23 protein-coding genes are annotated in these 26,361 nt (G+C 68.9%); 1 reads left to right on the forward strand and 22 read right to left on the reverse strand.

All coding sequences use genetic code 11. The features are described 5' to 3' along the window. Window positions 1-48: 48 nt before the first annotated feature. Entirely contained in the window at window positions 49-1,353 is a 1,305-nt protein-coding gene (gene hisD / locus DDQ50_RS13325; RefSeq protein ID WP_116757180.1) for a histidinol dehydrogenase, read from the reverse strand. 108 nt (window positions 1,354-1,461) lie between these two features. Here hisD and DDQ50_RS13330 point away from each other — a divergent pair, with 108 nt between their 5' ends. Then, the gene (locus tag DDQ50_RS13330) at window positions 1,462-1,962 is read left to right on the forward strand and encodes a flavin reductase family protein (RefSeq protein ID WP_116757181.1); all 501 of its coding nucleotides are present in this window, start codon (window positions 1,462-1,464) and stop codon (window positions 1,960-1,962) included. A gap of 72 nt (window positions 1,963-2,034) precedes the next feature. Here the strand turns inward: DDQ50_RS13330 and DDQ50_RS13335 are convergent, their stop codons facing one another. The 21 genes from DDQ50_RS13335 to rsmH form a co-directional block, all read right to left on the reverse strand. Further along, window positions 2,035-2,379: a hypothetical protein gene (locus tag DDQ50_RS13335; RefSeq protein WP_116757182.1), complete on the reverse strand. Its 345-nt coding sequence runs from the start codon at window positions 2,377-2,379 to the stop codon at window positions 2,035-2,037. 100 nt (window positions 2,380-2,479) lie between these two features. After that, a complete protein-coding gene (dnaE, locus tag DDQ50_RS13340) occupies window positions 2,480-5,992 on the reverse strand; it encodes a DNA polymerase III subunit alpha (RefSeq protein ID WP_276308403.1) in 3,513 nt (1,170 codons plus the stop codon). An 87-nt stretch (window positions 5,993-6,079) separates the two neighbouring features. Further along, the gene (locus DDQ50_RS13345; protein WP_116757183.1) at window positions 6,080-6,673 is read right to left on the reverse strand and encodes a GNAT family N-acetyltransferase; all 594 of its coding nucleotides are present in this window, start codon (window positions 6,671-6,673) and stop codon (window positions 6,080-6,082) included. Between the two features lie 56 nt (window positions 6,674-6,729). Then, window positions 6,730-7,653, reverse strand: a complete 924-nt coding sequence (locus tag DDQ50_RS13350) for an RluA family pseudouridine synthase (RefSeq protein WP_116757184.1) — start codon at window positions 7,651-7,653, stop codon at window positions 6,730-6,732. Window positions 7,654-7,664: 11 nt separating this feature from the next. Beyond that, window positions 7,665-8,324 carry a signal peptidase II gene (lspA, locus tag DDQ50_RS13355; protein WP_338065161.1) on the reverse strand — a complete coding sequence of 220 codons (660 nt, stop codon included), beginning with the start codon at window positions 8,322-8,324 and terminating at the stop codon, window positions 7,665-7,667. Next, window positions 8,311-8,991 (reverse strand): DivIVA domain-containing protein, encoded by a 681-nt coding sequence (locus DDQ50_RS13360; protein WP_116757185.1) that lies wholly within the window; start codon window positions 8,989-8,991, stop codon window positions 8,311-8,313. Before DDQ50_RS13360 ends, lspA begins: the two co-directional genes overlap by 14 nt. Window positions 8,992-9,115: 124 nt before the next feature. Then, complete coding sequence (locus DDQ50_RS13365) at window positions 9,116-9,424, reverse strand: YggT family protein (RefSeq protein WP_377940121.1); 309 nt, start codon at window positions 9,422-9,424, stop codon at window positions 9,116-9,118. Window positions 9,425-9,497: 73 nt separating this feature from the next. After that, complete coding sequence (locus DDQ50_RS13370) at window positions 9,498-9,965, reverse strand: cell division protein SepF (RefSeq protein WP_116757186.1); 468 nt, start codon at window positions 9,963-9,965, stop codon at window positions 9,498-9,500. A 33-nt stretch (window positions 9,966-9,998) separates the two neighbouring features. Beyond that, complete coding sequence (locus DDQ50_RS13375) at window positions 9,999-10,688, reverse strand: YggS family pyridoxal phosphate-dependent enzyme (RefSeq protein WP_116757187.1); 690 nt, start codon at window positions 10,686-10,688, stop codon at window positions 9,999-10,001. A 31-nt stretch (window positions 10,689-10,719) separates the two neighbouring features. After that, window positions 10,720-11,880 carry a cell division protein FtsZ gene (gene ftsZ / locus DDQ50_RS13380; protein ID WP_116757188.1) on the reverse strand — a complete coding sequence of 387 codons (1,161 nt, stop codon included), beginning with the start codon at window positions 11,878-11,880 and terminating at the stop codon, window positions 10,720-10,722. A 302-nt stretch (window positions 11,881-12,182) separates the two neighbouring features. Further along, window positions 12,183-13,184: a cell division protein FtsQ/DivIB gene (locus DDQ50_RS13385; protein WP_240614390.1), complete on the reverse strand. Its 1,002-nt coding sequence runs from the start codon at window positions 13,182-13,184 to the stop codon at window positions 12,183-12,185. Beyond that, window positions 13,181-14,614 (reverse strand): UDP-N-acetylmuramate--L-alanine ligase, encoded by a 1,434-nt coding sequence (murC, locus tag DDQ50_RS13390; protein WP_116757189.1) that lies wholly within the window; start codon window positions 14,612-14,614, stop codon window positions 13,181-13,183. The genes DDQ50_RS13385 and murC overlap by 4 nt, the downstream gene beginning before the upstream one ends. Before the next feature lie 5 nt (window positions 14,615-14,619). Then, window positions 14,620-15,717 carry a UDP-N-acetylglucosamine--N-acetylmuramyl-(pentapeptide) pyrophosphoryl-undecaprenol N-acetylglucosamine transferase gene (locus tag DDQ50_RS13395; RefSeq protein WP_116757190.1) on the reverse strand — a complete coding sequence of 366 codons (1,098 nt, stop codon included), beginning with the start codon at window positions 15,715-15,717 and terminating at the stop codon, window positions 14,620-14,622. Further along, window positions 15,714-16,979, reverse strand: a complete 1,266-nt coding sequence (locus DDQ50_RS17530) for an FtsW/RodA/SpoVE family cell cycle protein (protein WP_240614427.1) — start codon at window positions 16,977-16,979, stop codon at window positions 15,714-15,716. The genes DDQ50_RS13395 and DDQ50_RS17530 overlap by 4 nt, the downstream gene beginning before the upstream one ends. A gap of 112 nt (window positions 16,980-17,091) precedes the next feature. After that, the gene (gene murD, locus DDQ50_RS13405; RefSeq protein WP_116757192.1) at window positions 17,092-18,771 is read right to left on the reverse strand and encodes a UDP-N-acetylmuramoyl-L-alanine--D-glutamate ligase; all 1,680 of its coding nucleotides are present in this window, start codon (window positions 18,769-18,771) and stop codon (window positions 17,092-17,094) included. Next, window positions 18,771-19,868 (reverse strand): phospho-N-acetylmuramoyl-pentapeptide-transferase, encoded by a 1,098-nt coding sequence (mraY, locus tag DDQ50_RS13410; protein ID WP_116757193.1) that lies wholly within the window; start codon window positions 19,866-19,868, stop codon window positions 18,771-18,773. The genes murD and mraY overlap by 1 nt, the downstream gene beginning before the upstream one ends. Then, complete coding sequence (locus DDQ50_RS13415) at window positions 19,853-21,274, reverse strand: UDP-N-acetylmuramoyl-tripeptide--D-alanyl-D-alanine ligase (protein ID WP_116757194.1); 1,422 nt, start codon at window positions 21,272-21,274, stop codon at window positions 19,853-19,855. The genes mraY and DDQ50_RS13415 overlap by 16 nt, the downstream gene beginning before the upstream one ends. Then, on the reverse strand, window positions 21,271-22,824 hold the full coding sequence (locus DDQ50_RS13420; protein WP_116757195.1) for a Mur ligase family protein: 1,554 nt from the start codon (window positions 22,822-22,824) through the stop codon (window positions 21,271-21,273). The genes DDQ50_RS13415 and DDQ50_RS13420 overlap by 4 nt, the downstream gene beginning before the upstream one ends. Window positions 22,825-22,909: 85 nt before the next feature. Then, a complete protein-coding gene (locus DDQ50_RS13425; protein ID WP_116757196.1) occupies window positions 22,910-24,679 on the reverse strand; it encodes a peptidoglycan D,D-transpeptidase FtsI family protein in 1,770 nt (589 codons plus the stop codon). Between the two features lie 14 nt (window positions 24,680-24,693). Next, window positions 24,694-25,326, reverse strand: coding sequence for a cell division protein FtsL (gene ftsL / locus DDQ50_RS13430; protein WP_116757197.1), 633 nt, complete (start codon window positions 25,324-25,326; stop codon window positions 24,694-24,696). Beyond that, on the reverse strand, window positions 25,323-26,321 hold the full coding sequence (rsmH, locus tag DDQ50_RS13435; protein WP_116757198.1) for a 16S rRNA (cytosine(1402)-N(4))-methyltransferase RsmH: 999 nt from the start codon (window positions 26,319-26,321) through the stop codon (window positions 25,323-25,325). The genes ftsL and rsmH overlap by 4 nt, the downstream gene beginning before the upstream one ends. Between the last annotated feature and the right edge of the window lie 40 nt (window positions 26,322-26,361).

A 26,361-nucleotide genomic window follows, 5' to 3' on the forward strand; every position in this document is an offset into this window, starting at 1 on the left:
GTGAGTAAAGACTACGGCGTCGGGCCCGCCCGAGGGCCCTCGTCCGCCCTAGGAGAACCGGGCGGCGACGGCCTCGCCGTGCGCAGGCAGCCCCTCCGCCTCGGCGAGCGTCACGATGCGGTCGGCGACCTCGTGCAGGGCGGGCCGGTCGTACTTGACGACCTGCTGCGAGCGCAGGAATGTGTGGGCCCCGAGCGCTGATGAGAAGCGTGACGCTCCCCCGGTCGGCAGCACGTGATTCGATCCGGCGAGGTAGTCCCCGAGGCTGACGGGCGACGACTCCCCGACGAAGACGGCGCCCGCGTTCTCGATCAGCTCGAGAGTCGCCTCGGGATCCGCGGTCACCAGTTCGAGGTGCTCGGGTCCGTACGCGTTGCTGAACGCAGCCCCGGCGCCCAGGTCGTCGACCAGGACGACTGCGGACTGCACTCCGGTGAGTGCGATCTCGACTCGGCCTGCGGCAGCCGTGGCGGCGACCAGGCCCGGAAGTGCGGCCTGGACGGCATCCGCCAGCTCCTCCGAGTCGGTCACGAGGATCGCCGCGGCGAGCTCGTCGTGCTCCGCCTGGCTGATGAGGTCGTGAGCGACGAGGCGCGGATCGGCGGAGCGATCGGCGAGGACGAGGATCTCCGTCGGTCCGGCCTCGGAGTCGATTCCGACCCGTCCGGCGACCAGGCGCTTGGCCGCAGCGACGAAGACGTTGCCGGGACCCGTGATGACATCCACGGGGTCGAGGCCGAGATCGGGGACTCCGTAGGCGAGCGCCCCGATCGCGCCGGCCCCGCCGATGGCGTAGACCTCGTCGATGCCGAGCAGTCCTGCGGCTCCGAGCACGACAGGGTGCACGCTCCCGCCGAAGGCCTTCTGCGGCGGCGAGACGAGGGCGATGGAGCCGACGCCGGCGACCTGCGCGGGAACGACGTTCATGACGACGCTCGACGGGTACACGGCTTTGCCGCCCGGTACGTAGAGACCCACGCGGGAGACGGGGACGAACCGCTGACGGACCTCGGCGCCGTCCGCGACCACGGTGACAGTGGGGCCCGGGACCTGCGCCCGGCTGCCTTCGCGCACCCGTTCGATCGCAGCCTCGAGAGCGGTGCGCACCCCCGGATCGAGGGCGGCGACGGCAGCCGCGATGTCCTCCGAGCTCACTCGCAGCGACTCGGGACGGATCCCGTCGAACCGCTCGGCCTGATCGAGCAGGGCGGCACTGCCGCGCACGCGGACCTCGTCGATGAGGCTCGCGGCGGACTTCGCCGCCGAGGCGGGGTCGACCTGCGCGCGGGGGACGAGGGCGAGCAGCTCGGCGCGGGTCGTCGCTTGCCCGCGGAGATCGAGGAGGTGCATCATGGCGCCGCCAGTCTACTGAAGCCCGGGTGAGCGCCTTTCGGCACGGGAGCGACGGGGACGGCGTCGCGCGGAATAGGGCACCCGCCTGTCGGGGTTGAATGAGGGCAGATGGATGAGACATTCGCCGCTGACGACGTCGCGGCATTCAAGCAGGCGTTCCGCCGTCATGCGGCCGGGGTCGCGATCGTGACCGCTCGCGACACGGACGGCACTCCCGTCGGATTCACGGCGACCTCGCTCGCCTCCCTCGCCGCCGTTCCTCCGCTGGCCACCTTCAACATGGCGCGGATCGCGAGCGCCTGGCATGCGATCGAGAACACGGACTACGTCGCGATCCACATCCTCGGCGCCGGCGACCGTCACCTCGCGCGCAAGCTCGCCGCCGAGGCGTCGGAGCGATTCGTCGGAGACCATTGGTACGAGGGCCCCCACGGTCTGCCGATCCTGCGCGACGTGACCGCGTTCCTCGTCGGCCGCATCGTCGAACGCGTCCCCGTCGCGAACAACGCGATCATCGCCGTCCAGATCGAACAGGGCGGTCTGGGCGAGGAGGACGTGCCTCTGCTCTACCACGAGCGCTCCTACCACGCCCCGCGACCGCTCGACTGAACTTCCGGCCCGCTGAGTCGCCCGGTGCAGGCAGTCGCGGCGCTCTGACCGCCTGAAGCGGGCAGCTCGGCGTCAGGCTGCTTTGACGATCCTCGCGATCGCCTTGCCGAGCGTCCAGATGACCGGGATCGAGACGGCGAGCACGGCGACGACGTTCGGCCGGAAGACGGCACCCTCGGGGCCGCCGACGTAGGCACCGACGGGGATCGAGAGCCCGCCCCCTCCCCCGCCTTCTCCCTCGCCGACCTCGGAATCGTCGCCGCCGCTGCTTCCACTCCCGCTTCCGCCGCCGAATCCGTAGCTGACCAGGGCGACCGGGATGAGTTCGTGGCCGTCGACCGACTCCTTCGGCCCGTAGCTCAGTGAGACGCCGTTATTCTTCAGGCTCTCCGCCAACTTCTCCGCGAGGTTCGTCATGCCGACGACGGTACGCGCGTCAGGTCGACAGCGGAATGCCCGCGCGCCGGAGATCCGGCCGCGCCCATCGGACGGGTCGGATAAGGCAGCGGGATCCGGGTCAGCCCAGGCAGCCGGGACCGAGCAGGGTCTTGAGCTCGCCGTAGAGATCGGCGGTCACATCGACCGTGTACGGGATCTCGAAGACGCGCGCTGTCTGCCCCTTGGTGAGCTGGAGCCGCACCTCGGTGCTGCCCGCATGCCTGATGAGCACATCGCCGAGCGCCTTGACCGTGTCGGTCGTCGCCCTCGCGTCGGGCAGAGTGAGGGTGAGCGGTCCGCCCGGGCCTCGCTGGCCGACGTCGGGCGTGAACACGCTGTACGCGTGCAGGTTGACGCTGTCCTCGCGCTGACTGATCCGGCCGCGCACGACCACCACGGTGTCGGTCGCCAGGGCGGGCGCGAACTCCTGGTACGCCTTGCCCATGAACATGACCGTCATCGTTCCGCCGAAGTCCTCGACCTCGACCTGTCCGTACTGGTTGCCGGACTTGCGGGCGATGCGATGCTGAACCTCGGTCAGCAGACCGGCGATCGTGACGGTCTCGCCGTCGGCGATCGACTCCGACACCAGCAGGTCCGCGATGTTGTTGGTCGCGTGCTTGGCGAGCTCGAGCTCGAGTCCCGCGAGCGGGTGGTCGGAGACGTAGAGGCCGAGCATCTCCCGTTCGAAGGCGAGCTTCTCGCGCTTCTGCCATTCGGGGCGGTCGGGCACCTTGTCGGGCTCGTCCTCGAACTCGAACATCCCGCCGAACAGGTCGACCTGACCGTTGGCCTCGTTGCGCTTGATCGACACTGCGGCCTCGACCGCGGACTCGTGGATCTCGAGCAGCGCGCGCCGGGTGGCTCCGAGCGAGTCGAACGCGCCCGCCTTGATGAGCGATTCGACGGTGCGCTTGTTCGCGACAGCGATGGGGACCTTGCGGAGGAAGTCGTGGAAGGACGTGAAGCGTCCCTTCTCGTCACGGGCCTGGCGGATCAGCTCGACGACGTTGAAGCCCACATTGCGGACCGCGCCGAGACCGAAGCGGATGTCGTCGCCGACGGCGGCGAAGAAGCCGATCGATTCGTTCACGTCGGGCGGGAGCACCTGGATCTTCATGCGCCGGCACTCGTTGAGGTAGATCGCGAGCTTGTCGCGAGCGTCGCCGACGCTCGTGAGCAGCGCGGCCATGTACTCGGCCGGGTAGTGCGCCTTCAGGTAGGCGGTCCAGTAGCTGACGACGCCGTAGGCGGCGGAGTGCGCCTTGTTGAAGGCGTAGTCCGAGAACGGGAGCAGGATGTCCCACAGCGTCTTGACCGCGGCGTCGGAGTATCCGCGCTCGTTCATGCCCGCCTTGAAGCCGGCGAACTGCTTGTCCAGCTCGGACTTCTTCTTCTTGCCCATCGCGCGGCGCAGCAGGTCGGCCTGGCCGAGCGAGTAGCCCGCGAGTTTCTGCGCGATCGACATGACCTGCTCCTGATACACGATCAGGCCGTAGGTGGTGCCGAGGACGTCGTCGAGGGGTTCGGCGAGTTCGGGGTGGATCGGGGTGATCTCCTGGATGCCGTTCTTGCGCAGCGCGTAGTTCGTGTGCGAGTTCGCGCCCATGGGGCCCGGCCGGTACAGGGCGCCGACCGCGGAGATGTCCTCGAAGTTGTCGGGCTTCATCAGTCGCAGCAGGGCCCGCATGGGCCCGCCGTCGAACTGGAAGACCCCGAGCGTGTCTCCGCGCGCGAGGAGCTGGTAGGTCTCGACGTCATCGAGCTCGAGCTCTTCGAGCACCGGCTTGTGTCCGCGGTTGACGGAGATGTTGTCGAGGGCGTCGTCGATGATCGTCAGGTTGCGGAGCCCGAGGAAGTCCATCTTGATCAGGCCGAGCGACTCGCAGGCCGGATAGTCGAACTGCGTGACGATCTGGCCGTCCTGCTCGCGCTTCATGATGGGGATGATGTCGAGCAGCGGCTCGCTCGACATGATCACGCCCGCCGCGTGCACACCCCATTGGCGCTTGAGGTTCTCGAGTCCGAGTGCCGTGTCGAACACGGTCCGCGCCTCGGCGTCGGTGTCGAGGATGGCGCGGAAGTCGGCGGCCTCCTTGTAGCGCTCGTGCGCCTTGTCGACGATGCCGGTGAGCGGGATGTCCTTGCCCATGATGCCGGGGGGCATCGCCTTGGTGAGCTTCTCCCCCATGCCGAACGGGAAGCCGAGCACACGGGAGCTGTCCTTGAGAGCCTGCTTGGCCTTGATGGTGCCGTAGGTGACGATCTGGGCGACGCGGTCGTCACCGTACTTCTCGGTCACGTAGCGGATGACCTCGCCGCGACGTCGTTCGTCGAAGTCCACATCGAAGTCGGGCATGGAGACGCGGTCGGGATTGAGGAACCGCTCGAAGATGAGGCCGTGCCGGAGCGGGTCGAGGTCGGTGATCTTCATCGCGTAGGCGACCATCGATCCGGCTCCCGAACCACGGCCGGGGCCGACGCGGATGCCGTTGCGCTTGCTCCAGTTGATGAAGTCGGCGACGACGAGGAAGTAGCCGGGGAATCCCATCTGCAGGATGACCTGGGTCTCGTACTCCGCGCGTGCGCGGACCTCGGAGGAGATGCCGTCGGGGTAGCGGTAGTGCAGCCCTTCCTCGACCTCCTTGATCAGCCAGCTGTCCTCGGTCTCGCCCTCGGGCACCGGGAAGCGGGGCATGTAGTTCGCCTCGGTGTCGAACTTGACCTCGCACCGCTCCGCGATGGCGAGGGTGTTGTCGCACGCCTCGGGGTGGTCACGGAAGATCTGGCGCATCTCCGCGGCGGACTTGAGGTAGAACTCGTCGGCGTCGAACTTGAATCGGTTCGGGTCGTCGAGCGTCGTGCCGGACTGAACGCACAGCAGGGCGGCGTGCGAGGTCGAGTCGTGAGCGTGCGTGTAGTGGAGGTCGTTGGTCGCGACGAGCGGCAGGTCGAGCTCCTTGGCGAGACGGATCAGGTCGCTCATGATGCGCCGCTCGATGCCGAGCCCGTGATCCATGATCTCGGCGTAGAAGTTCTCCTTGCCGAAGATGTCGCGGAAGTCGGAAGCGGCCTTCTTGGCTTCCTCGTACTGGCCGAGACGGAGCCGGGTCTGCACCTCCCCGCTCGGGCAGCCCGTCGTCGCGATGAGGCCGTCGGAATACTGGCTGAGCAGCTCGCGGTCCATGCGGGGCTTGAAGTAGTAGCCCTCGAGGGAGGCCCGCGAGCTGAGGCGGAACAGGTTGTGCATGCCCTGCGTCGACGACGACAGGAGGGTCATGTGGGTGTACGAGCCGGCGCCGGACACGTCGTCGCCTCCGCCGTCGCCCCAGCGCACGCGTGTCTTGTCACTGCGGTGCGTTCCGGGGGTGAGGTAGGCCTCCGTACCGATGATGGGCTTGATTCCGGCGGCCGTCGCGGTCTTCCAGAAGTCGTAGGCACCGAACACATTGCCGTGGTCGGTGACGGCGATCGCCGGCATGCCCTTCTCGACCGCCGCCTCGATGAGGGGGCCGACGCGCGCTGCGCCGTCGAGCATGGAGTATTCGCTGTGCACGTGCAGGTGCACGAAGGAGTCGCTGGAGGTTGCCAACTGTCGCTTTCTACAGACTCACGCCGGGAGCGCGCCCGTCGGGATCGGACGGCGAGGATTTCGGGTGGACATCGAGTCTAAGTCGGCTCACGAGCCGCCGGTCGGATCTCGGAGCTCGAGTCGCATGAGCACGCGCGGGAATCCATCGAGCACCGACGTGGTGTCGGCGGCCTTCTCGAATCCGGCGGATTCGAACAGCTTGCGAGTACCGACGTAGGCCATGGTCAGGTCGACTCTCTCGCCCTTGTTGTCGACCGGATACCCCTCGACGGCGGGCGCCCCGTTGCGTCGTGCGAAGTCGATCGCGCCGCTCAGCAGAGCCCGCGCGATGCCCCGGCCGCGGTTGCCCGCTCGGGTTCGGAAGCACCAGATGGTCCAGACGTCGAGGTCGTCGACGTGCGGGATCTTGCGACTCCTGGCGAAACTGTTCAGCTCACGGCGGGGTGCGACGCCCGCCCATCCGACGGGCGTGTCGCCTTCGTATGCCAGAACTCCCGGCGCGACGGCACGATCGCACAACTTCTCGACCAGGCGGCCCCGGTCGGGGCCTGTGAGCGCGTTGTTCTCAGCGGAGGGGATGCGGTAGCTGAGGCACCAGCACACGTTGGCGCCGGGGTGCCTCGGCCCGATGATCTGACGGACGTCATCGAAGACCGCCGCGGGGCGCACGTCGAACGACATGCCTCCCAGCCTGCCGCCGACCTCCGACATCCGCCAGGGGCGACGAGTGCGTCCGGTCAGTCGGCTTCGAGCACGTCGAGCGCGTGGCGCAGGTCGGCGGGGTAGGTGCTCTCGAACTGCACCCACTCCCCCGTCGAAGGGTGGCGGAAACCGAGGCGCATGGCGTGCAGCCACTGCCGGGTGAGACCGAGCCGCGCCGAGAGGGCGGTATCGGCCCCGTACATCGCGTCGCCCACGCACGGGTGGCGCTGGGCGGCCATGTGCACCCGGATCTGGTGGGTGCGTCCGGTCTCGAGGGTGACCTCGAGCAGCGTGGCCGCACGGAACGCCTCGAGCGTCTCGTAGTGGGTGACCGACGGCTTGCCGTCTGCGGTCACGGCGAACTTCCAATCGGAGCGGGGATGCCGACCGATCGAAGCGTCGATGGTTCCGGCGAACGGATCGGGATGCCCCTGGACCACGGCGTGGTAGATCTTGTCGACCTCGCGCTCCTTGAAGGCGCGCTTGAGAGCCGTGTAGGCGGTCTCGCTCTTGGCGACGACCATCAGCCCGCTGGTGCCGGCATCGAGGCGGTGCACGATCCCGGCGCGCTCCGCAGCACCCGAGGTGCTGATCCGGAACCCCGCACCGGCAAGCGCCCCGAGCACGGTGGGTCCGGTCCAGCCGGGAGACGGATGGGCCGCCACCCCGACGGGCTTGTCGACGACGACGATGTCATCGTCGTCGTACACGATGCCGAGGTCGGGCACCACGACCGGGACGATCGTCGGCTCGGACTTCTCCTGCCACTCCACCTCGAGCCATGAACCGGCGCGCAGTCGATCGGACTTGCCGAGCGTGCGCCCGTCCATCGACACCCCGCCCGACTCGGCGATCTCGGCGGCCATCGTGCGGGAGAAGCCGAGGAGTTTGGCGAGAGCGGCGTCGACGCGTGAATCGTCGAGGCCGTCGGGGACCGGAAGGCTGCGTGACTGGCTCATGGGGGTGCGGCTCAGACCGAGCCGGAGGCCCCCGTGTCGCCGGTGCGCGGAGCCGGCTCGGGGCTGATCGGGCCGCCATCGGCATCCGACGGCGCGGACGCCCTGCGGCGGGCGATGCTGCGGGTGCCGTCGAGGCTGACGCCACGCAGGGTCAGGATGATGAACAGACCCATGCTCGAGACGATCGCGACGTCGGCGAGGTTGAAGATCGCCGGGAACATCCAGATGTTGATGAAGTCGACGACGTGTCCGAGTCCGAAGCCGGGTTCACGGAACAGACGGTCGAAGAGGTTGCCGAGCGTGCCTCCGAGGAGGAGCCCGAACAGCGTCGCCCAGGCGATGGAGCGGATCCTGCGGGCGAACCAGACGATGAACACCGCAACGGACGCGGCGATGATCGAGAAGATCCAGGTGGAGCCGCTCGCAAGCGAGAACGCGGCACCGGAGTTGCGGACGAACTGGAATCGCAGGATCTCGCCCAGCACGTCGACGGAGGCACCGGGGGTGAGGTTGGCGACGACCCAGACCTTGGCGAGCTGGTCGAGAGCGAAGACGCCCACCGCGACGAGGAAGAGGAGGATCAGCGCTCGCGCGCTGACCCCTCCCCGCTTCGACCCGGGGGTCGAGCTCTCGTCGGGGCGGGCGTCGTCGGCCTGGTCAGGACTGACCAAAAGCCTGGAAGCTCGGGGGCTGACTCACGTTGAGGTTGCCGTAATTGCCGGTGTTCACGATGTTCGTCGAGTCGAGCTCGCGGAGCTGCCCCTCGATGTAGCCCTTGAGCTTCTGGCGGTATTCGCGCTCGAAGCTGCGCAGCTCGTCGATGCGGTGCTCGAGGAGCGCTCGCTCCTGGTCGAGACCGGAGATCTGCGAACGCTGCTTGGCCTCGGCCTCCGCCACGACACGGGCTGCGGTCGCGTGCCCCTCTGCGATGAGCGCGTCGCGCTTCTCGATGCCCTCGCGCACGTGCTCCTCGTGGAGGCGGCGGGCGAGCTGCAGCAGGTTGTTGGTGTTCGTCGGATCGATCGAGCTGGCGTCGACCGTGGACGACGGGTACGGGAGCGACCCGGTCTGCTGAACGGGAGCGGGCTGAGGCGCCGCCACCTGCTCGGGCGCCGGGGCGGCTGCCGCGGGAGCCGAGTTGCCGCTGCGCTGCAGCTCGGCGATGCGGGACTCGCTCGCGATCAGTCGCTGGCGGAGATCTTCGTTCTCCTGCCCGAGACGGCGCAGCTCGACGACGACCTCGTCGAGGAAGTCATCGACCTCGTCCTGGTCGTAGCCCTCGCGGAATTTGGTCGGCTGGAATCGCTTGTTGACGACGTCTTCCGGCGTGAGCGCCATGTCTTTGCCACCTTCTAAAGAACTCGGGAATGTCAGAACTTCGCTCAACGGTATCGCGCCACGAGGTTTCCCACCTGGACCGGGCGCGTGCGTTTCGCTCTCTCGGAACAGGATAGCGAGCCGGTCAGCCGATTCGGGTAGCGACGTACATTCCGACGATGACGAGGAGCATCGTGATGCTCCAGCCGAAGTCGAGTGCGACGGGACCGACGCGCAGCGGCGGGATGATCCTGCGGAAGAAACGGATCGGCGGATCCGTGAGCGTGTAGACCACTTCGGCGACCACGAGGAGGAATCCACGGGGCCGCCAGTTGCGGGAGAACGATTGGACGAGATCGAGAGCGAACCGCGCCCACATCACGAAGAAGTAGGCCAGGAACGCCAGATAGAGAACGAGTCCGACGATCGCCAGAGGGGTCAACGAGGCGGTCACGGGTCTATCCAATCAGACGGCACGACGGCGAAGATCGGCGCACGCTCAGGGGCGTGCGCCGGACGACGCTTCGTCAGTGACCGAACGACGCTTCGATATCACCCTCGACCGACTCGCCCGACACGGCGACGTGCGCGGGAGAGAGCAGGAAGACCTTGTTGGTGACTCGTTCGATCTTGCCGTAGAGGCCCTGCGACAGGCCGCTGGCGAAGTCGATCAGACGGCGTGCGTCCGCCTCGGACATCTGCGAGAGATTGATGATGACGGGAACACCATCGCGGAAGCTCTCGGCGATCACCTGGGCGTCCTTGTACTGACGCGGGTGGACTGTGAGGATCTCGTTCATCTCAGCGGGCGGCGGGACGGCGACGACGCGCGACTGGCGCTTGGGCAGAGCAGTGACCGTGGCGCGCTGCGTGCTGGCGGGCGCGGGCTGGTGCTGCGCGGGGGCTGCGGGCGCCTCCGTCTGCTGCTCTTCGTACTCGTAGTCTTCGTCGGCGAGACCGAGGTAGACCATGGTCTTTCGGATGGGATTGGACATTCAGGACCTCCGGGGTGGCTTCAGGGTTCGACATTAGGCCCCCCTCGTCCGCTCGCCCGTGATTGCCGTTCCGATCCTTAGGTGTGTCGCACCCGCCGAAACGGCCTGCTCGAAATCCCCTGACATGCCCGCCGAGATCGCACTCGCGGTTGGAGCGGCCCGCATCACCCGCTCCGACAGCTCTCGAAGCCGGGCGTAGGACCTGGCCGGGTCCTCTTCGAGCGGCGGAACGGCCATCACGCCTTTCAGTCTCATGCCCGGCGCGGCCTGGATGGACTCGACCAGTTCGTCCAGACCGGAGGGCGCCACTCCCCCTCGAGCCGGATCGTCCGTCAGATTGATCTGCGCGAAGACGCCCACGTCGAGGTCGTCGGATGCGAGCGCGTCCACCAGGCTGATCCTGTCGACCGAGTGGATGACACTCGCGTACTCGCGGACCGCACGGGCCTTCTTGCTCTGGAGCTGGCCGACGAAATGCCAGCGGATGTCCCCCGGCAGGGCCGCGGCCTTCTCCTTTGCCTCCTGGTGCCGGCTCTCCCCGAAGTCGCGCACGCCGAGCGAGTAAAGGTCCTCGAGGAGCTCGACCGGCTGGAACTTCGTCACGACGACCGTCGTGATCTCGCTCGCATCGCGACCGGCGGCGTCGGCGGCGCGCTCGACGCGCTCCGCGATCGACGCGATGCGCACGGCGAGGGGCCCGGTGTCCCGGGTGACGCCGATCATGCGCGGTAGCCAGTCATTCGATGAGAGCCGATCACTTGAGGAAGTCGGGGATGTCCAGGTCGTCGTCGTCGTCGTAATCGGCTTCGAAGTCCGTCGTCTGGGTGAGGGTCGTCGTCTCGGCGACGACCGCCCATTCCTGCGAGCCGGTCGCGCCATCGACGGCGGCCGCGGTCGCCACGCCGCCCGTCGTCGGCGCAGCGGCGTCGACGAAGTTGGTGCGCCGGCCCTCGCGGGAGGCGTTCGGCTCCCCGCCGTCGAAACCTGCGGCGATGACGGTCACGCGGACCTCGTCGCCGAGCGTGTCGTCGATGACGGCACCGAAGATGATGTTCGCCTCGGGGTGGACGGCCTCCTGCACGAGCTTGGCCGCGTCGTTGATCTCGAAGATTCCGAGGTTCGATCCGCCCTGGATGCTGAGCAGCACTCCGTGCGCACCGTCGATGCTGGCCTCGAGCAGGGGGGATGCGACCGCGAGCTCCGCGGCCTTGATGGCGCGGTCGGCGCCCCGGGCCGAACCGATGCCCATCAGCGCCGAGCCCGCGCCCTGCATGACGGACTTCACGTCGGCGAAGTCGAGGTTGATGAGGCCGGGGGTCGTGATGAGGTCGGTGATGCCCTGGACACCGGCGAGGAGCACCTGGTCGGCGGTCTGGAAGGCCTCCATGATGCTGATGCCGCGGTCGCTGATCTCGAGGAGACGATCGTTGGGGACGACGATGAGTGTGTCGACCTCGTTCTTCAGGGCGTCGACACCGCGCTCGGCCTGCGACTGGCGGCGCTTGCCCTCGAAGGCGAACGGCTTGGTGACCACACCGATGGTGAGCGCGCCGATCGACTTCGCGATGCGCGCGACGACGGGTGCACCACCGGTTCCGGTTCCGCCGCCCTCGCCCGCGGTCACGAAGACCATGTCGGCGCCCGCGAGCGCCTCCTCGATCTCCTCCGCGTGGTCTTCCGCCGCGCGGCGGCCGACCTCGGGGTCGGCTCCGGCGCCGAGGCCGCGAGTCAGCTCGCGGCCGACATCGAGCTTCACGTCTGCGTCGCTCAGCAGAAGCGCCTGGGCGTCGGTGTTGATCGCGACGAACTCGACACCGCGCAGCCCGAGTTCGATCATGCGATTCACGGCGTTCACGCCGCCGCCACCGACGCCGACGACCTTGATCACGGCCAGGTAGTTCTGGTTGTTGGACATCACGTCTTCTGCTCCTGGAAACTCTAAAGTTCGAGTTGAGGGTTAAAGTTATGCGCGGTATGCATTTCTTCTGTGCCGACCGTACGCGGGTGGAGCACCTCTGTCAGCAGGCGCGCCGCGTGTCGGACTTCTCACCTGAGCCTGCACCCATCCGCTGACAGGAAGGTTCGGGCAGAGGTTGAAGCGCCGTCATGGTCGCCGTAGATCAAGTACGCAAGCTTGCCGTAGCCGTTGCGGCCGTGATCACCGACTCGGCATGGTTCGGCGACAGCTGGGCCGCGCGGGCCCGAGACGGCTGCGGATCAGCGGATGATTCCGACGCCGGGCGACGAGACGTCGTATTCCGTGACATCGGTGGGGTGCTGCGCGAGCAGACGGGTCAGGTGCTGGGCCTTCCTCGCCGAATCCGCCGCGTCGCCCCAGACGACCTTCTGGCCGGTCGTCAGACCCAGGGTGACGTCGTCGACCGTCTTCGCCGAGATCGAGTCCACCTGGGCCAGCAGCTCGGCGGGGAGCGCCACCAGGACCGAGGCCGCCGCCGTGAACGGGACCGAGGAGAAATCGCCGCTCGGCAGGTCGATCAGCGGATAGCCCGGGATGCGCTCGGCCGCCGACTCGACCGTGACACCCGCGGAGTCGACGAGGTCGAAGCCGCTCGCGGTCTGGACAACGCCGACGGGGGTCCGCTCGACGATCCGGACGAGGAGGGTGCCCGGGGGCCTGCTCTCCGTCACGTAGCTCTGGATGAGGGGGAAGCCCTTCAACTCGGTCTCGACCTCGGAGAAGTCCACGAGCGGCAGCGGGGTGCCCATCTGGTCGTCGAGTGCGGCGACGATGTCCGCGGGAGGGATCCGCGAGGCTCCCTCGACCGTGATCTCCCGCAGCGCGAACAGCGGCGAGAACGCGCCCAGCGCGACGACCCCCGCCAGCGATCCGATCACGGCGACCGAGACGAGCAGGGTGATGCGTGCACGCCGCTGTCGGGTCGTGAAGCGGCGGACCTCGGCCTTCTCGCCTCGCTTGCGGAGCCGGCGCGCTCGACGCAGGTCGCGGCGCGCGCTCCGCTCGGCGGAGGCTGCGATCCTCGCGGTCTCGCGCGCGGACGCGACGTCGGACCTCGGCGATGCCTCTCGTGCGCGGGGCGTGTGAGCATCGGGAGGGGTCGGGCGACCTGCACCTGGTCGTGCACCCGTCAGGCGCCCTCCTGCGCCGCCTGACGGCGTACGGGAGCCGGCTGCGGGTCGGCCCCCGGTCTGGCCGCCGTCATGACCACCCGGCCGCTCGAATCCGGCGGGGCGCTTCACGCGGCACGACCTCCCGGGTCGTCGCCGTCGGGACCGGTGCCCGTCTCGAGCGCATCGAGCAGCTGCGGGACGATCCGATAGACCGATCCGCAGCTGAGGGTCATGACGATGTCGCCGTCGCGGGCGATCTCGGCGACGCGGTCCGCGGCGGTCTGCCAGTCGGGTAGGAAGTCGACCCTGGTCTGGTCGACGAACTCCGCACTGACGAGCGCCCCGCTCACCCCGGGTACGGGATCCTCGCGCGCACCGTCGACGTCGAGGACGATCGTGTGGTCGGCGAGCTCCTCGTAGACGCTCGCGAACTGGGGCGACATGAGCTGGGTGCGGCTGAACAGGTGCGGCTGGTGGACGGCGATGACCCGCCCGCCACCGACGACGCTGCGCGCGGTGGCGAGAGCGGCGGCGGCTTCCGAGGGGTGATGCGCGTAGTCGTCGAAGACCCGCACTCCCCGCCGCTCGCCCTTGAACTCGAATCGGCGCTTGGTCCCGCCGAACGCGGACAGTGCCCGCGCCACGGCAACGGGGTCGTGTCCGAGGCCGACGAGCACGGCGAACGCTCCGGTGGCGTTGATGGCGTTGTGCCGGCCCGCGACGCCGATGCTCACGGGATAGTCGGCCCCGTTCCAGGAGACGACGAAGCTCACCGTCTCGCGTGCGTCGATCGAGTGCACGCGCACATCGGCCTCCGCGCTCTCGCCGAACGTGAAGAGGTTCTTGTTCTGGATCAGCTCGCGGATGCGCTGGGTGCCCGAGTCGTCGGATGAGAGCACCACGAGCTCGGATGCGCGATCGGCGAAGATCCCGAAAGCCGCATCGAAGGCTCCGATGCTGCCGTAGTGGTCGAGATGATCCGAGTCGACGTTCGTGATGAGGGCGATGGCGGTGTCGTAGAGCAGGAACGACCCGTCGGACTCGTCCGCCTCGATGACGAACAGGTCGCTCGCCCCCGTGGCGGCGCTCGTGCCGACTTTGGAGATGACGCCGCCGTTGACGAAGCTCGGCTGGGCGTCGAGCTCGAGGAGAGCGGTGATGATCATGCCCGCCGAGGTGGTCTTGCCGTGGGCTCCGGCGACCGAGACGACCCGCTTGCCCAGCGTCAGCCACTTGAGCGCTTGGGATCGGTGCAGGACCGGGATGCCTGCGGCGCGTGCGGCGACGTACTCGGGGTTGTCCTCCCAGAGCGCGCTCGTGACGACGAGGGTGTCGGCGCCCTCGATGTTCGCTGCGTCGTGCCCGACGCTGATGCGGGCGCCGAGGTCGCGCAGAGGCTGCAGGTAGGGGCCCTCGTCACGGTCGGAACCGGAGACGGTGTAACCGGCCTCGAGGAACATGCGGGCGATGCCGCTCATTCCGGATCCGCCGATTCCGACGAAGTGGACGGCTCCGGGATCGGCGGGCAGGACGAGTGAGAGGTCGGGCTTGATCGGCACGGGCTCTACCCTAGGCTCCGCCGGGAGGCGGATCCCGCGAGTGCTTCCTCGAGCAGGTCGGCGGTGCGGTCGGCGCCGTCGAGCACACCGTGTGCGGCCGACGCGACGGCCATGGCGTCGATGCGCTGACGGTCGGCCAGGAGCGGGATCAGGTCCCGCCGGACCTGGCCCGGAAGGAACGAGGCGTCCTCGACGAGCACTGCTCCCCCGGATCCGACGACGCCGCGCGCGTTGAAGCGCTGCTCGCCGTTGCCGACCGGATAGGGCACGTAGACGGCGGGGACGCCGAGCGCTGTCAGCTCGCTCACCGTGGCCGCACCCGCCCGCGACACGGCGAAATCGGCGGCGGCGAGGGCCAGATCCATGCGGTCGCAGTACTCCAGCATGCGGTAGTCGGCCAGGTGGGGATCGGAGACCTCCGCGCGACCGCCGACGATGTGCAGGATCGACCAGCCGGCGGCGAGGATGTCGGGCGCGGACTCGAGGATCGTCGCGTTGATGCGCCGGGCACCGAGCGAGCCTCCCGTGACGAGCAGAACAGGACGATCGGGGTCGAGACCGAAGAAGCTCAGGGCCTCGGGACGCATCGAGGATCGATCGAGGGTCTCGATCTCGCGCCGGAGCGGCATGCCGACGACGCGGGCGCCTCGCAGCGGGGTCCCCGCGAATGCGACGCCGACCGAATCGGTCAGCCGGGCGCCGAGTCGGTTGGCGAGACCCGGCCGGGCATTCGCCTCGTGCAGCGCGAGAGGCAGTCGCGCCCGCTTGGCCGCGAGGTAGGCCGGGGCGGCCGCGTACCCGCCGAAACCGGCGACGACATCGACGCCGCGCTCGGTGAGGGTCCGGGTGAGTTCGCGCACTGTCTGATTGAAGGCCGGGCCGAAGCGCAACGCCGCGAGATCGGGACGCCGAGGGAACGGCAATCGCGGGATGGGCACCAGCTCGTACCCGCGCTCGGGCACCAGTCGGGCTTCGAGACCCTCTCGGGTGCCGAGGACGAGCACCTCGTCACCCGGTGCGCGACGGCGCAGCGTGTCGGCGACGGCGAGCAGCGGATTGACGTGGCCGGCCGTCCCACCGCCGGCCAGCAGCCATACCGTCACGAGACGGGCCGCGCGGCGCGCCCCGGCCGGACGCGAGGGTTCGCGGGCACGTGGTCGAGGAGCGCGGAACCCGGCACTCGGGCGAAGGACAGGGCGACTCCGATCGCCAGCATCGACACGATGAGCGCCGTGCCTCCGGAGGATATGAGCGGGAGTGGGACGCCGAGGACGGGGAAGACGCCCAGGATGACTCCGATGTTGACGAGGGCTTGGGACACGATCCAGGTTCCCACGGCGGCGACCGTGATCCGCCCCATGCCCCCGGGCGCCGACTGACTGACGATGCGGGTGAACACGACGGCGAGGACGACGAAGAGGATGAGGACGGTGACAGCGCCCACGAGACCGAGCTCCTCCCCCACCACCGCGAAGATGAAGTCGTTGTCCGCCTCGGGCAGCCACGACCATTTGGCCTTCGAATTGCCGAGTCCGACACCGAACACACCGCCGGCCGCGAGAGCCCACGTGCCGTGGGTGATCTGCCAGCACGCGTTCGCGTAGTCCTGGCTGCACCCGCTGAGCCAGGACTGGATCCGCTCGGACCGCGAGGCGCTGGTGAGCGAGAACGCGATGGCGAGCGGTGCGGCGATGACGAGCACCAGGCCGAGCTGACGCAGAGGCACCCCGCCGAAGAAGAGCGCCGCCAGCACGATGGTGGCGAGGATGATCGCGGTTCCGAGGTCGCCTCCGCGGAGGACGAGGACGATGGGGATCGCCGACACGATGAGGGCGGGGACGAGAACCCTCCGCCAGTCGGAGAGGCTCCCGCGCCGGTCCGCGAGGAACTTGCCGAGCCACAGCGCGAGCGCGAGCTTCGAGAACTCCGACGGCTGCACGTTGACGAAGCCGAGGTCGAGCCAGTTCCGGTTCCCGCCGTACTCGTAGCCGAGCCCGGTGAAGACGAGCAGCTGGCCGGCGACCGCGCCGACGAGCACGATCACCGAGAGCCGCGGCCACCAGCGCGCGGGGATGATCGAGATCGCCAGCATCGCCGGAAGGGCGAGCACCGCGGCGCCGCCCTGAGTGAGGAAGTCGGCGAAGGCGCTGTTGCCGTTCGCGAACGACTCCACCGATGACGACGAGAGCACCATGACGAGGCCGAAGGCCACGAGGAAGAGGGTGATGCCGAGAAGCAGGAAGTAGTTGGCGCCCTCGGAGACGAAGGCCTTGCCGAGCACGAAGCGGGCGGCGAGGCCGCGGTTCTCGGGCCCGTCGGTCGCGGCCGCCGTCAGAGTCGGCCGGCGGAAGCCGGATCGGAGCAGTCCGGCGCGCGGGGAACGGACCGGGGCGTCCGCGGTGCCGACCTCCGCCGTCGCGCGGGCGTCCGCCGGGCGATCCCGCTGAGTCTGCTGGGGAGCGGGCGTCCGCCGGGGACTAGGAGTCCGCTGGGCGGGACGGGTCGTCGGGGTTCGCTGCGCCGGAGGCGTCGGCTGAGGCGTCGGAGTCTTCTGGGCTGCCGCCGTCTTCGGGACCGCCGGCGCCTTCTTCGATACCGGCTTCTGGGTCGCGGGAGCCGCCGGCCTCGTCACGGTCGGACGGCGCACCGGTGTCACTTCGGTCATCGGGTCCCCCTTCCGGCGTTTCGCTGAGCAGTGCCGACACGGCGGCGGCGAATGCGCGGCCGCGGTCGGCGTAATCGGTGAACTGGTCCATGGATGCCGCCGCAGGGGCGAGGAGGACCACGTCGCCGGGCCGGGCGGCCTCAGCGGCCATGCGCACAGCAGCCTGCATGACCTCCTCAGTCTCACTCGGGACCACTTCGAACAGGGGAAGCTCGGGCGCGTGTCGGCCGAACGCCGAGACGACCTCCTGCCGATCGGCACCGATGACGATGGCCGCGCGCAGCTTCGAGGCGCGGCGCTCGACGAGGTCGGCGATCGGCACGCCCTTGAGCAGTCCCCCGACGACCCAGACGATCGAGCCGAACGCCCCGAGGGACGCGTCGGCGGCGTGCGGGTTCGTGGCCTTCGAGTCGTCGATCCAGAGCACCCCGTCGCGGTCGGCGACGACCTCGATGCGGTGCGGATCGAGCCGGTACTCCCGCAGGGCGGCACGGATCGAGGCGATCGACACCCCGGCGGCTCGGGCGAGCGCCGATGCAGCGAGGATGTTGGCGACGACGTGGGGCGCGGCGAGGCCGCGCTCGCGCAGCTCGCCGACGGTGGCGATCTCGAGGGCGGAATCACGGCGCTCGGCGAGGAACGCGCGGTCGACGAGGATGCCGTCGACGACGCCGAAGTCGCTGGGCCCGGGGACGTCAAGCCCGAAGCCGACGGCTCGCGCGCCGTCGATCACCTCGGCGTCCTCGACGAGGTGCATGGTCGCCTCATCCGCCCGGTTGTAGACGCAGGCGATGCGGGTGTTCTCGTACACCTTGCCTTTGGCCAGTCGATAGGCCTCGGCGGAGCCGTGCCAGTCGAGGTGGTCGTCGGCGATGTTCAGACACACGCTCGCGAGCGGCGAGACGCCGCGCATCCAGTGCAGCTGGTAGCTGGAGAGCTCGACGACGAGAGCGTCGAACCCCTCGGGGTCGCGGATGGCGTCGAGGACCGGGACGCCGATGTTGCCGCACGCGGCGACCCGCAGCCCCTCGGCTCGCAGCATCGCCGCGGTGAGTCCCGTGGTCGTGGTCTTGCCGTTCGTACCGGTGACGCTGATCCATTCGGCCGGCGCGCCGACCTTGTCGCGCAGCCGCCAGGCGAGCTCGATGTCGCCCCAGATCGGCACGCCCGCCTGGGCCGCCCAGACGAGCAGCGGGTGGTCGGGGTGGTAGCCGGGTGAGACGACGACGAGCTCCGGGACGAACGCCTCGAGCCGTTCGAGCCCGAGCGACCCGTCGGGGTCGAGGAGCAGCGTTCCGCCGATCACCTCGAGCAGCTGCGTGCGCTCGGGAGAGGCGGACTCCGCGATCACGAGGACCGACGCGCCCAGTTCGACGAGCGTGTCGGCGACCGAGAAGCCGGTCATGCCGAGTCCGAGCACGGCGGTGCGCAGTCCCGACCAGTCGTGGTGCCAGCTCGTGAGGGAGTCGGGCCGGACGTCGGGACGCGGCATCAGCGGCTCAGCCACTCGAGGTAGAACGAGCCGACGCCGGCGGCGACGAACAGTCCGCCGATGATCCAGAACCGCACGACGACCGTCACCTCCGCCCACCCCTTCAGCTCGAAGTGGTGATGCAGTGGGCTCATCAGGAATATCCGTTTGCCGTGCGTGATCTTGAAGTACGCCCGCTGCAGGATCACCGACCCGGTGACGATCACGAAGAGTCCGCCGATCAGCACGAGGAGCAGCTCCGTGCGGCTCAGCACAGCGAGCGACGCGATGGCGCCGCCGAGGGCGAGGGAGCCGGTGTCGCCGAGGAAGATCTGCGCAGGCGAGGTGTTCCACCAGAGGAATCCGATGAGCGCGCCGACGATCGCGGTCGCGACGATCGCCAGGTCGAGCGGGTCGCGCACGTAGTACGCCTTGTAGGCCACGTCGGGATCGAGGGCGCTGGAGAACGCGAACTGGTTGTTCTGCCAGAAGCCGATGATGACGTAGGCGCCGATCGAGAAGATCGAGGCGCCCGTCGCCAGACCGTCGAGACCGTCGGCGACGTTCACCCCGTTCGACGAGCTCGTCACGATGCCCGCGATCCAGATGATGTAGACGATGATGCCCGCGACGGCGCCGAAGATCATCACGAAGTCGAAGCGGGTGTCGCGGAAGAGCGAGATCGCGGTAGTCGCCGGCGTCAGCCCGTCCTTCGACGGGAACTGGAGCGCGAGCAGAGCGAACGCCGTCGCGACGATGACCTGGCCGAGGATCTTCGCCCAGCCGCCGAGCCCCAGGCTGCGCTGGTTGCGGGTCTTGAGGTAGTCGTCGAGGAAGCCGACGGCCCCGAGGCCGACCATCATGAACAGCACCAGCAGGGCCGAGATCTGGATCGGCTCCTCGCTCGTTAGTGTGCCCGTGAAGTAGCCGACTATGGTCGCCGCGATCACCACGAGCCCGCCCATGGTGGGGGTTCCGTGCTTGGCGTGGTGGCTGACCGGGCCGTCCTCACGAATGAACTGCCCCCACTCGATCCGCTTGAAGAGACGGATGAAGACGGGAGTCAGCAGGAGCGAGAAGGCGAGGGAGACGGCGCCGGCGGTCAGAAGTGCTTGCACGCGACCAGCTCCCCCAATCGATCACCGAGGAACCGGAGTCCTGCGGAGTTGGACGACTTCACGAGCACGAGGTCTCCGGACCGCAGGCTCGACTCCAGTCTGTCGTACGCCTCGTCGGCCGTTGCGTACCACTCGGACTCGCCGTCCCAGGATCCCTCGAGCTCAGCCGCCATGTGGATGCGCTTAGCGCCCTCTCCGACGACGATCAGCTGGCCGATGTTGAGCCGGACGACGAGGCGTCCGATGCTGTCGTGCTCCTCCGCCGACAGGTCGCCGAGCTCGCTCATCTCGCCGAGGACGGCGACGGTGCGCTTGGCTTCGGGGGCGAGCACGGCGAGGGTCTTCAGTGCGGCCGCCATCGAATCGGGGCTGGCGTTGTACGCGTCGTTGATGACGACGGTGTCGAGGCCGGGCAGCACCTCCATGCGCCACCGCTCGGCCCGTGTCACGCTCTCGAGCGCCTCGACGATCGTGTCAAGGGGCACCCCCAGGGTCAGCGAGGCCGCCGCGGCCGCGAGGGCGTTCGTGACGTGATGCTCGCCGAGCACCGAGAAGTGCACGTCGCGAGGCGTCTCGCCCGGCGCGTGCAGTGTGAATCGGGTGCCGGTCGAATCGACGCTCACGTCGCTCGCTCGCACGTCCGCCTGCGGTCCACGGCCGAACCACAGCACCTTCGCCGCGGTGGACTCGGCCATTCCGGCCACGCGGAAATCATCGGCGTTGAGGACGGCGGTGTCGTCCGGCAGCAGGTCGGCGACCATCTCGGTCTTCGCGATCAGAGTCGACTCGATCCCACCGAACTCCCCGGCGTGGGCGAGGCCGACCGTGAGGACGATGCCGACGTCGGGGCGCGCCATCCCGACGAGCCGGCGGATCTCGCCGATCCCGCTCGCTCCCATCTCGGCGACGAGGAACTCGGTCTCCCAGGTCAGCTTGAGCATGGTCAGCGGAGCACCGACCTCGTTGTTGAACGATTCGCGAGGGGCGATGGTCTCCGCTCGACGGCTGAGGATCTCGCGCAGCAGGTTCTTCGTCGTCGTCTTGCCGTTCGAGCCCGTGACGGCGACGATCCGCAGCACGCCCGCGGCGCGGACGCGCCGCACGACCTCGGCGGCGAGCAGTCCGAGAGCTACCGTCGCGTCGTCGACCACGATCTGGGTGACCGAGAGCTCGAGCGGGCGCTCGACGATGAGGAGAGCGGCCCCGCGCTCGATCGCGGATGGGGCGAAGAGGTGGCCGTCGGTGGTCTCGCCGTGGCGTGCGACGAAGACTCCCCCCGGGCCGATCTCGCGCGAGTCGGTCTCGACCGCTCCGCTCACCACGTCGCTGGGGGCTGCGTCACCGTCGCCGAGGAGCAGACGCCCGCCGACCGCTTCGGCGATCTCCGTGAAACTGAGCGCGATCACTCGTCGTCCCCGCCCCAGCCCGCCTCGCGGAGGGCCAGTCGTGCGTCGTCTCGTGCCGAGTAGGGGTGCTTCACTCCGGAGATCTCCTGGTAGTCCTCGTGTCCGGGACCCGCGTAGAGGATCGTGTCCCCGGGGCCGGCGAGTGCGATCGCCTGACGCAGCGCCTGGCGCGGGTCGGCGATCTCGTGGATGTCGCGCTCGGGTACGGCGCGACGGCCCGCCTCGACGAGGGTACGGCGGATCTCCGCCGGGTCCTCGAAGCGGGGATGGAAGTCGGTGACGACGACGATGTCGGCTCCGCGGGCTGCGATCGCGCCCATGTCGTCGCGCTTGGTCTTGTCACGGTCGCCGTCGGCGCCGAAGACCATGATGAGCCGCCCCGGCGTGAGCGGTCGGAGCGCGTCGAGGGTGTTGAGGAAGGCATCGGGGGTGTGCCCGTAGTCGATGTAGACCGTGGGTCCGCTCTCCCCGGACACGCGTTCCGCGCGACCGGGGATGTAGACATCGATGCCGCCGTCGCGGTCGAGGACGTGCTGGATGGCCTCGGGCTCGAATCCCGCCTCGACGAGCATGGTCAGCGCGAGGCCTGCGTTCGCCGCCATGAACCAGCCGAAGAGCGGGACCCGGGTCGCGATCGACACTCCCCCGGGCCCGGTGAGCGTGAAATCGGTGCGGAGTCGGTGCTCATCGGTGACCTCGATGCGCCAGTCGGCGTCGATGCCCGCTCCGGTGGCGACCGTGGTGACGGGGATCCTGCTCTCATCCGCCAGCCGGCGGCCCCATTCGCCGTCGACCGTGACGACGGCCTTGCGCGCCCGATCGGGATCGAAGAGCGCGCGCTTGGCCTCGAAGTAGGTCTCCATGTCGGCGTAGTCGTCGAGGTGGTCGTGACTGAGGTTGGTGAAGCCGACGACATCGAAGACGAGACCGTTGACCCGGCCGCGGCTGACCGCCTGCGCCGAGACCTCGATCGCGGCGGCGCGGACCGCGCTCTCGCGCATCCGGGCGAGGAGGGCGTGCAGCTCGCTCGCCTCGGGCGTGGTGAGCGAGGCGACGACGGTCGAGTCGCCGACGCGACGTTCGGCGGTCGAGCTGAGTCCCGCGCTGACACCCAGCTGGTGCAGGACCGCTTCGAGCAGGTAGACGACGCTCGTCTTGCCGTTGGTTCCGGTGACCGCGAACAGCTGCGGCGGGCGGTCGCCGGTGCGGTAGACCCACGCAGCGACATCGCCGAGTGCCGCACGCGGGTCGGGGGTGATGAGAACCGGCAGTCCGCTGCCCTCGGCGATCCCGGCACCGACCTCGTCGGTCAGAACGGCCAGGGCACCCGCCTCGCGGGCCTGCTGGGCGAAACGGGCGCCGTGCGCGTTCGCACCCGGGAGCCCGATGTAGAGGTCGCCGTCGGCGACGTCGCGTGAGTCGACGGTGACCCCGGCCACCTCGATCGACTCGAGATCGCCGCGCGTCTCCAGCGCGAAGGTGCGGGCGAGCTCGGCCAGCGAGCGGGGAACCGGATGTTCTGGGCGGAGCGTGGAATGCGCCAAGACCATCCCCTGTCCTCGTGATCGTGTGTCTGTCCGTCGACCTGCGACGTCTGCCAGCGTATTCGCGGCATGCGGCGCCCGCCTGTACGGATCAGAAGTTGGTCGGCAGGTCTGGTGAGAGCGATCCGGACGGCACGACCCGGTGGTCCTTAAGGACCTGGGTCATCACGTCACGGAAGATCGGCGCGGTCGCAGCCGATGTATTCATATTAACGGGGCCGGAGAGGTTCACCGAGACCACGTACTGCGGATCGTCGGCCGGCGCCATGCCCGCCATCGAGACGAGGTAGCTCTTGCTGTACCCGCCGTTGCCGTCGGGCTGCTGGGCCGTACCGGTCTTCATGGCGACCCGGTAGCCGGGGATCGAGACCTTGCTGGCCAGCCATCCCTTGGTGGCCACGTTCTCGAGCATGTCGACGGTGCTGCGCGCGGCGGAAGGCGAGATCACCTGGGTCCCCTCGCTCGAGGGCACGTCCGTCATGGTCCCATCGGGGAGACGGCATCCGGCCACGAGGGAGACGGGCATCCGCACCCCTCCGTTGGCGATGGTCTGGTAGATGCTGGCCATCTGCACCGCCGTGACGGTGATGCCCTGGCCGAACATCGAGGCGAGGTTGGTCTGGGGGTCCCAGTCGGGCACCCCGTCCTCGTCCCAGTCGTCGCCGAGGTAGCCGGTCTCCTCGGCGCCGAAGTCGACCTCGGTGCGCTCACCGAGTCCGAACTTCTTCATGTAGTCGTAGCGCTGGTCCGCCGTCATCAGGAGACCGAGTTGGGACATGCCCGTGTTGCTCGACTCCTTCAGGACACCGGTGGTCGTGAGGTTCCAGGTGCCGTGCGACTCGCTGTCGTTCACGTCGGCCCCGTCGGCGGTGGTGAACCGGTAAGGCGCGGTCACGTGGGTGCCCGTGTCGATGAGACCCGCATCGAGCAGGGAGGCGGTCGTCAGGGTCTTGAAGGTCGACCCCGGCTCGAACGGTGCGGTGAACGCCCTCGACCCGAGGGCGGAGATGTCGGTGTTGACCGTCGCGTCGACATCATTGGGATCGACCGTCGGGTAGTCGGCGACGGCGACGAGCCTGCCCGTCTTGACCTCCTGGACGACGACGACGCCCCACTTGGCCCCGTACTCCTGCGCGTACTTGGCGAGGGTCTGCTGCACGTACCACTGCAGGTCGCTCTCGATGGTGAGCACCAGGTCGTTGCCGTTCTGCGCCTGCTTGGTCGTGACCGTGCTGCCCGGGATGCGGACGCCGTCCTCGCTGCGCTCGTACACCTCGCTGCCGTCGACGCCCGCGAGGCAGGAGTCCTCGGAGAGCTCAACGCCGGCCTGCGGCTCGTTGGCGGATCCGACGAACCCGATCAGGTTCCCGGCGACCGCGCCGTTCGGGTAGGTGCGGGCGGGCTGCGAGCTGTAGTACAGCCACGGGATCTCGAGGGCCCGGATCTTCTCGAACGCGTCGACGTCGACCTTCTTGCCGAGGTAGAGGTAGTCCGATTCGGGGTCGGCGGCGACGGCGTCGCGGATCGACTTCACGATGTCCGCGGCGGGAACCCCGAGGTAAGGCGACAGCTTCTCCGCCGCGATCTCGGGGGTGATCGCCGATTCGACGGCGGTCTTGGGCGATGCGGTGATGTCGTAGCGCAGGACGCTGTCGGCGAGAACTACCCCGGTCGAGTCGAAGATGTCGCCGCGCATGCCGAGGATCTCCTCGGGGATCGAGCGCTTATCGACAGCCTGGGAGTTGAGCGTCTCCGCGCGCACGACCTGGATGTCGATGAGGCGCACAACGAACACCGAGACGAGTGCGAGCACGAGCACGGCTGCCAGGGCGAGCCGGCCCCGAGCGGTCCGTCGTGTCACTTGGACTCCAGAGATCAGCGGGTGGTGGGGGCCGGGACGCGGCCATCCGACGCTAACGGCGCATCGGTGGTTTCCCCTGTAGCCGCCCCCGGCGTTGCGCCGGTCGACGCCTCGGGCGCGACCGAGGCCGTCGGAGCGGTCTCCGCCGTCTCGGCGGGCGGCAGCTGGGTGACGAGCGGCACGCCCGCGAGCAGCTGGTTGGCGACCTTCGAACCGGCGGTGCCCAGAACACCGGCGCCACCGGCGGCCGCGGTGGGCGATCCGATGACGGCACCGTCGGACATGCGGAGCCAGACCGGGTTGGCGTTCTGCACCATCCCGAGCGCCTCGGCGTTGACGGCGAGGTTCTGCGGCGAGGAGAGACGACCGAGGTCCTCGCCGAGGAGCTGCACGGCCCGCGCCTGCTCCTTCTGGGTGACCTCGAGGCGGTCGATCGTGTAGGCGCCGTCGGAGAGCGCGATGCTCAGGGCGAGCTGCGACAGCATCAGACCGCCGAGGCTCGCGACCACGACGATCGCATAGGCGACCTTCGGGCGCGCACGGCGCTGGCTGCGATTCGCGACGACCTCGATCGACGGTTCGGGGGCCGTCCTGCGAGGGATGCGGAGAGGTTGGATGGGCAGGGTTGCGGTAGCCAGGTTGCTCATGGTGCGCTTCCTGAGGTGGTGCCTCGTCGGGTGGCGGATGTTGCAGGTGCGGGACGCAGGCGTTCGGCCGCTCGCAGTCTCACGGGTGTTGCTCTCGGGTTCTCGGTGATCTCCTCATCGGAGGCTCGACCGGCACCCTTGACGAGCAGGCGCAGTTCGGGGCTGTGCTCGGGAAGCTCGACAGGAAGACCCTGAGGGGCGGTCGACGACGCGCGACGCTGCAGTTCGCGCTTGACGAGCCGATCCTCGAGGGACTGGTAGGAGAGGACGACGATACGTCCTCCGACGCGCAATGAGTCGACCGCCACGGGGAGAGCCGCGGACAGGGCGTCGAGTTCGCCGTTGACGGCGATGCGCAGGGCTTGGAAGACCCGCTTGGCCGGGTGGCCGACGCGGGACAATGCAGCCGGAGTGGCTGCCTGAATGATGTCGACGAGCTGGGCCGATCGAAGGATCGGCGCCGAGTCCCTCGCCTGCACGATCCGCTTCGCGTAGCGGGGAGCGAGGCGCTCCTCGCCGAACTCGGAGAAGATGCGACGCAGGTCGGCCTCACTCCACTCGTTCACGATCGTCGCGGCGGTGAGGGCGCGGGTGCTGTCCATCCGCATGTCGAGCGGCGCGTCGCGGGAGTACGCGAAGCCCCGCTCGGTCAGGTCCAGCTGCAGCGATGACACGCCCAGGTCGAGGAGGATCCCGTCGACCCCCTGCGGGGCGCGCTCGCGGACGACGTCGCCGATCTCGTCGTAGACCGCGTGGACCGGCTGGAGTCGATCGCCGAACTCCTTCAGGCGCTCGCCGGCGATGGCCAGCGCCTGAGGGTCGCGGTCGATGCCGATCACGGTCAGTCCCGGGAAGCGTTCGAGCAGGGCACCCGTGTGCCCGCCCATGCCGAGGGTGCCGTCGACGACGATGGCGCCCTCGTGGTCGATGGCGGGGGCGAGCAGCTCGATGCTGCGTTCGAGGAGGACGGGGGTGTGAAGTGAGGAGAAGTCCATGGCGGCCGGAGACTAGCCGATCCTGCCGCCCGATCCCCAT

It is taken from the genome of Amnibacterium flavum (assembly GCF_003097495.1).
GTDB lineage: Bacteria > Actinomycetota > Actinomycetes > Actinomycetales > Microbacteriaceae > Naasia > Naasia flava.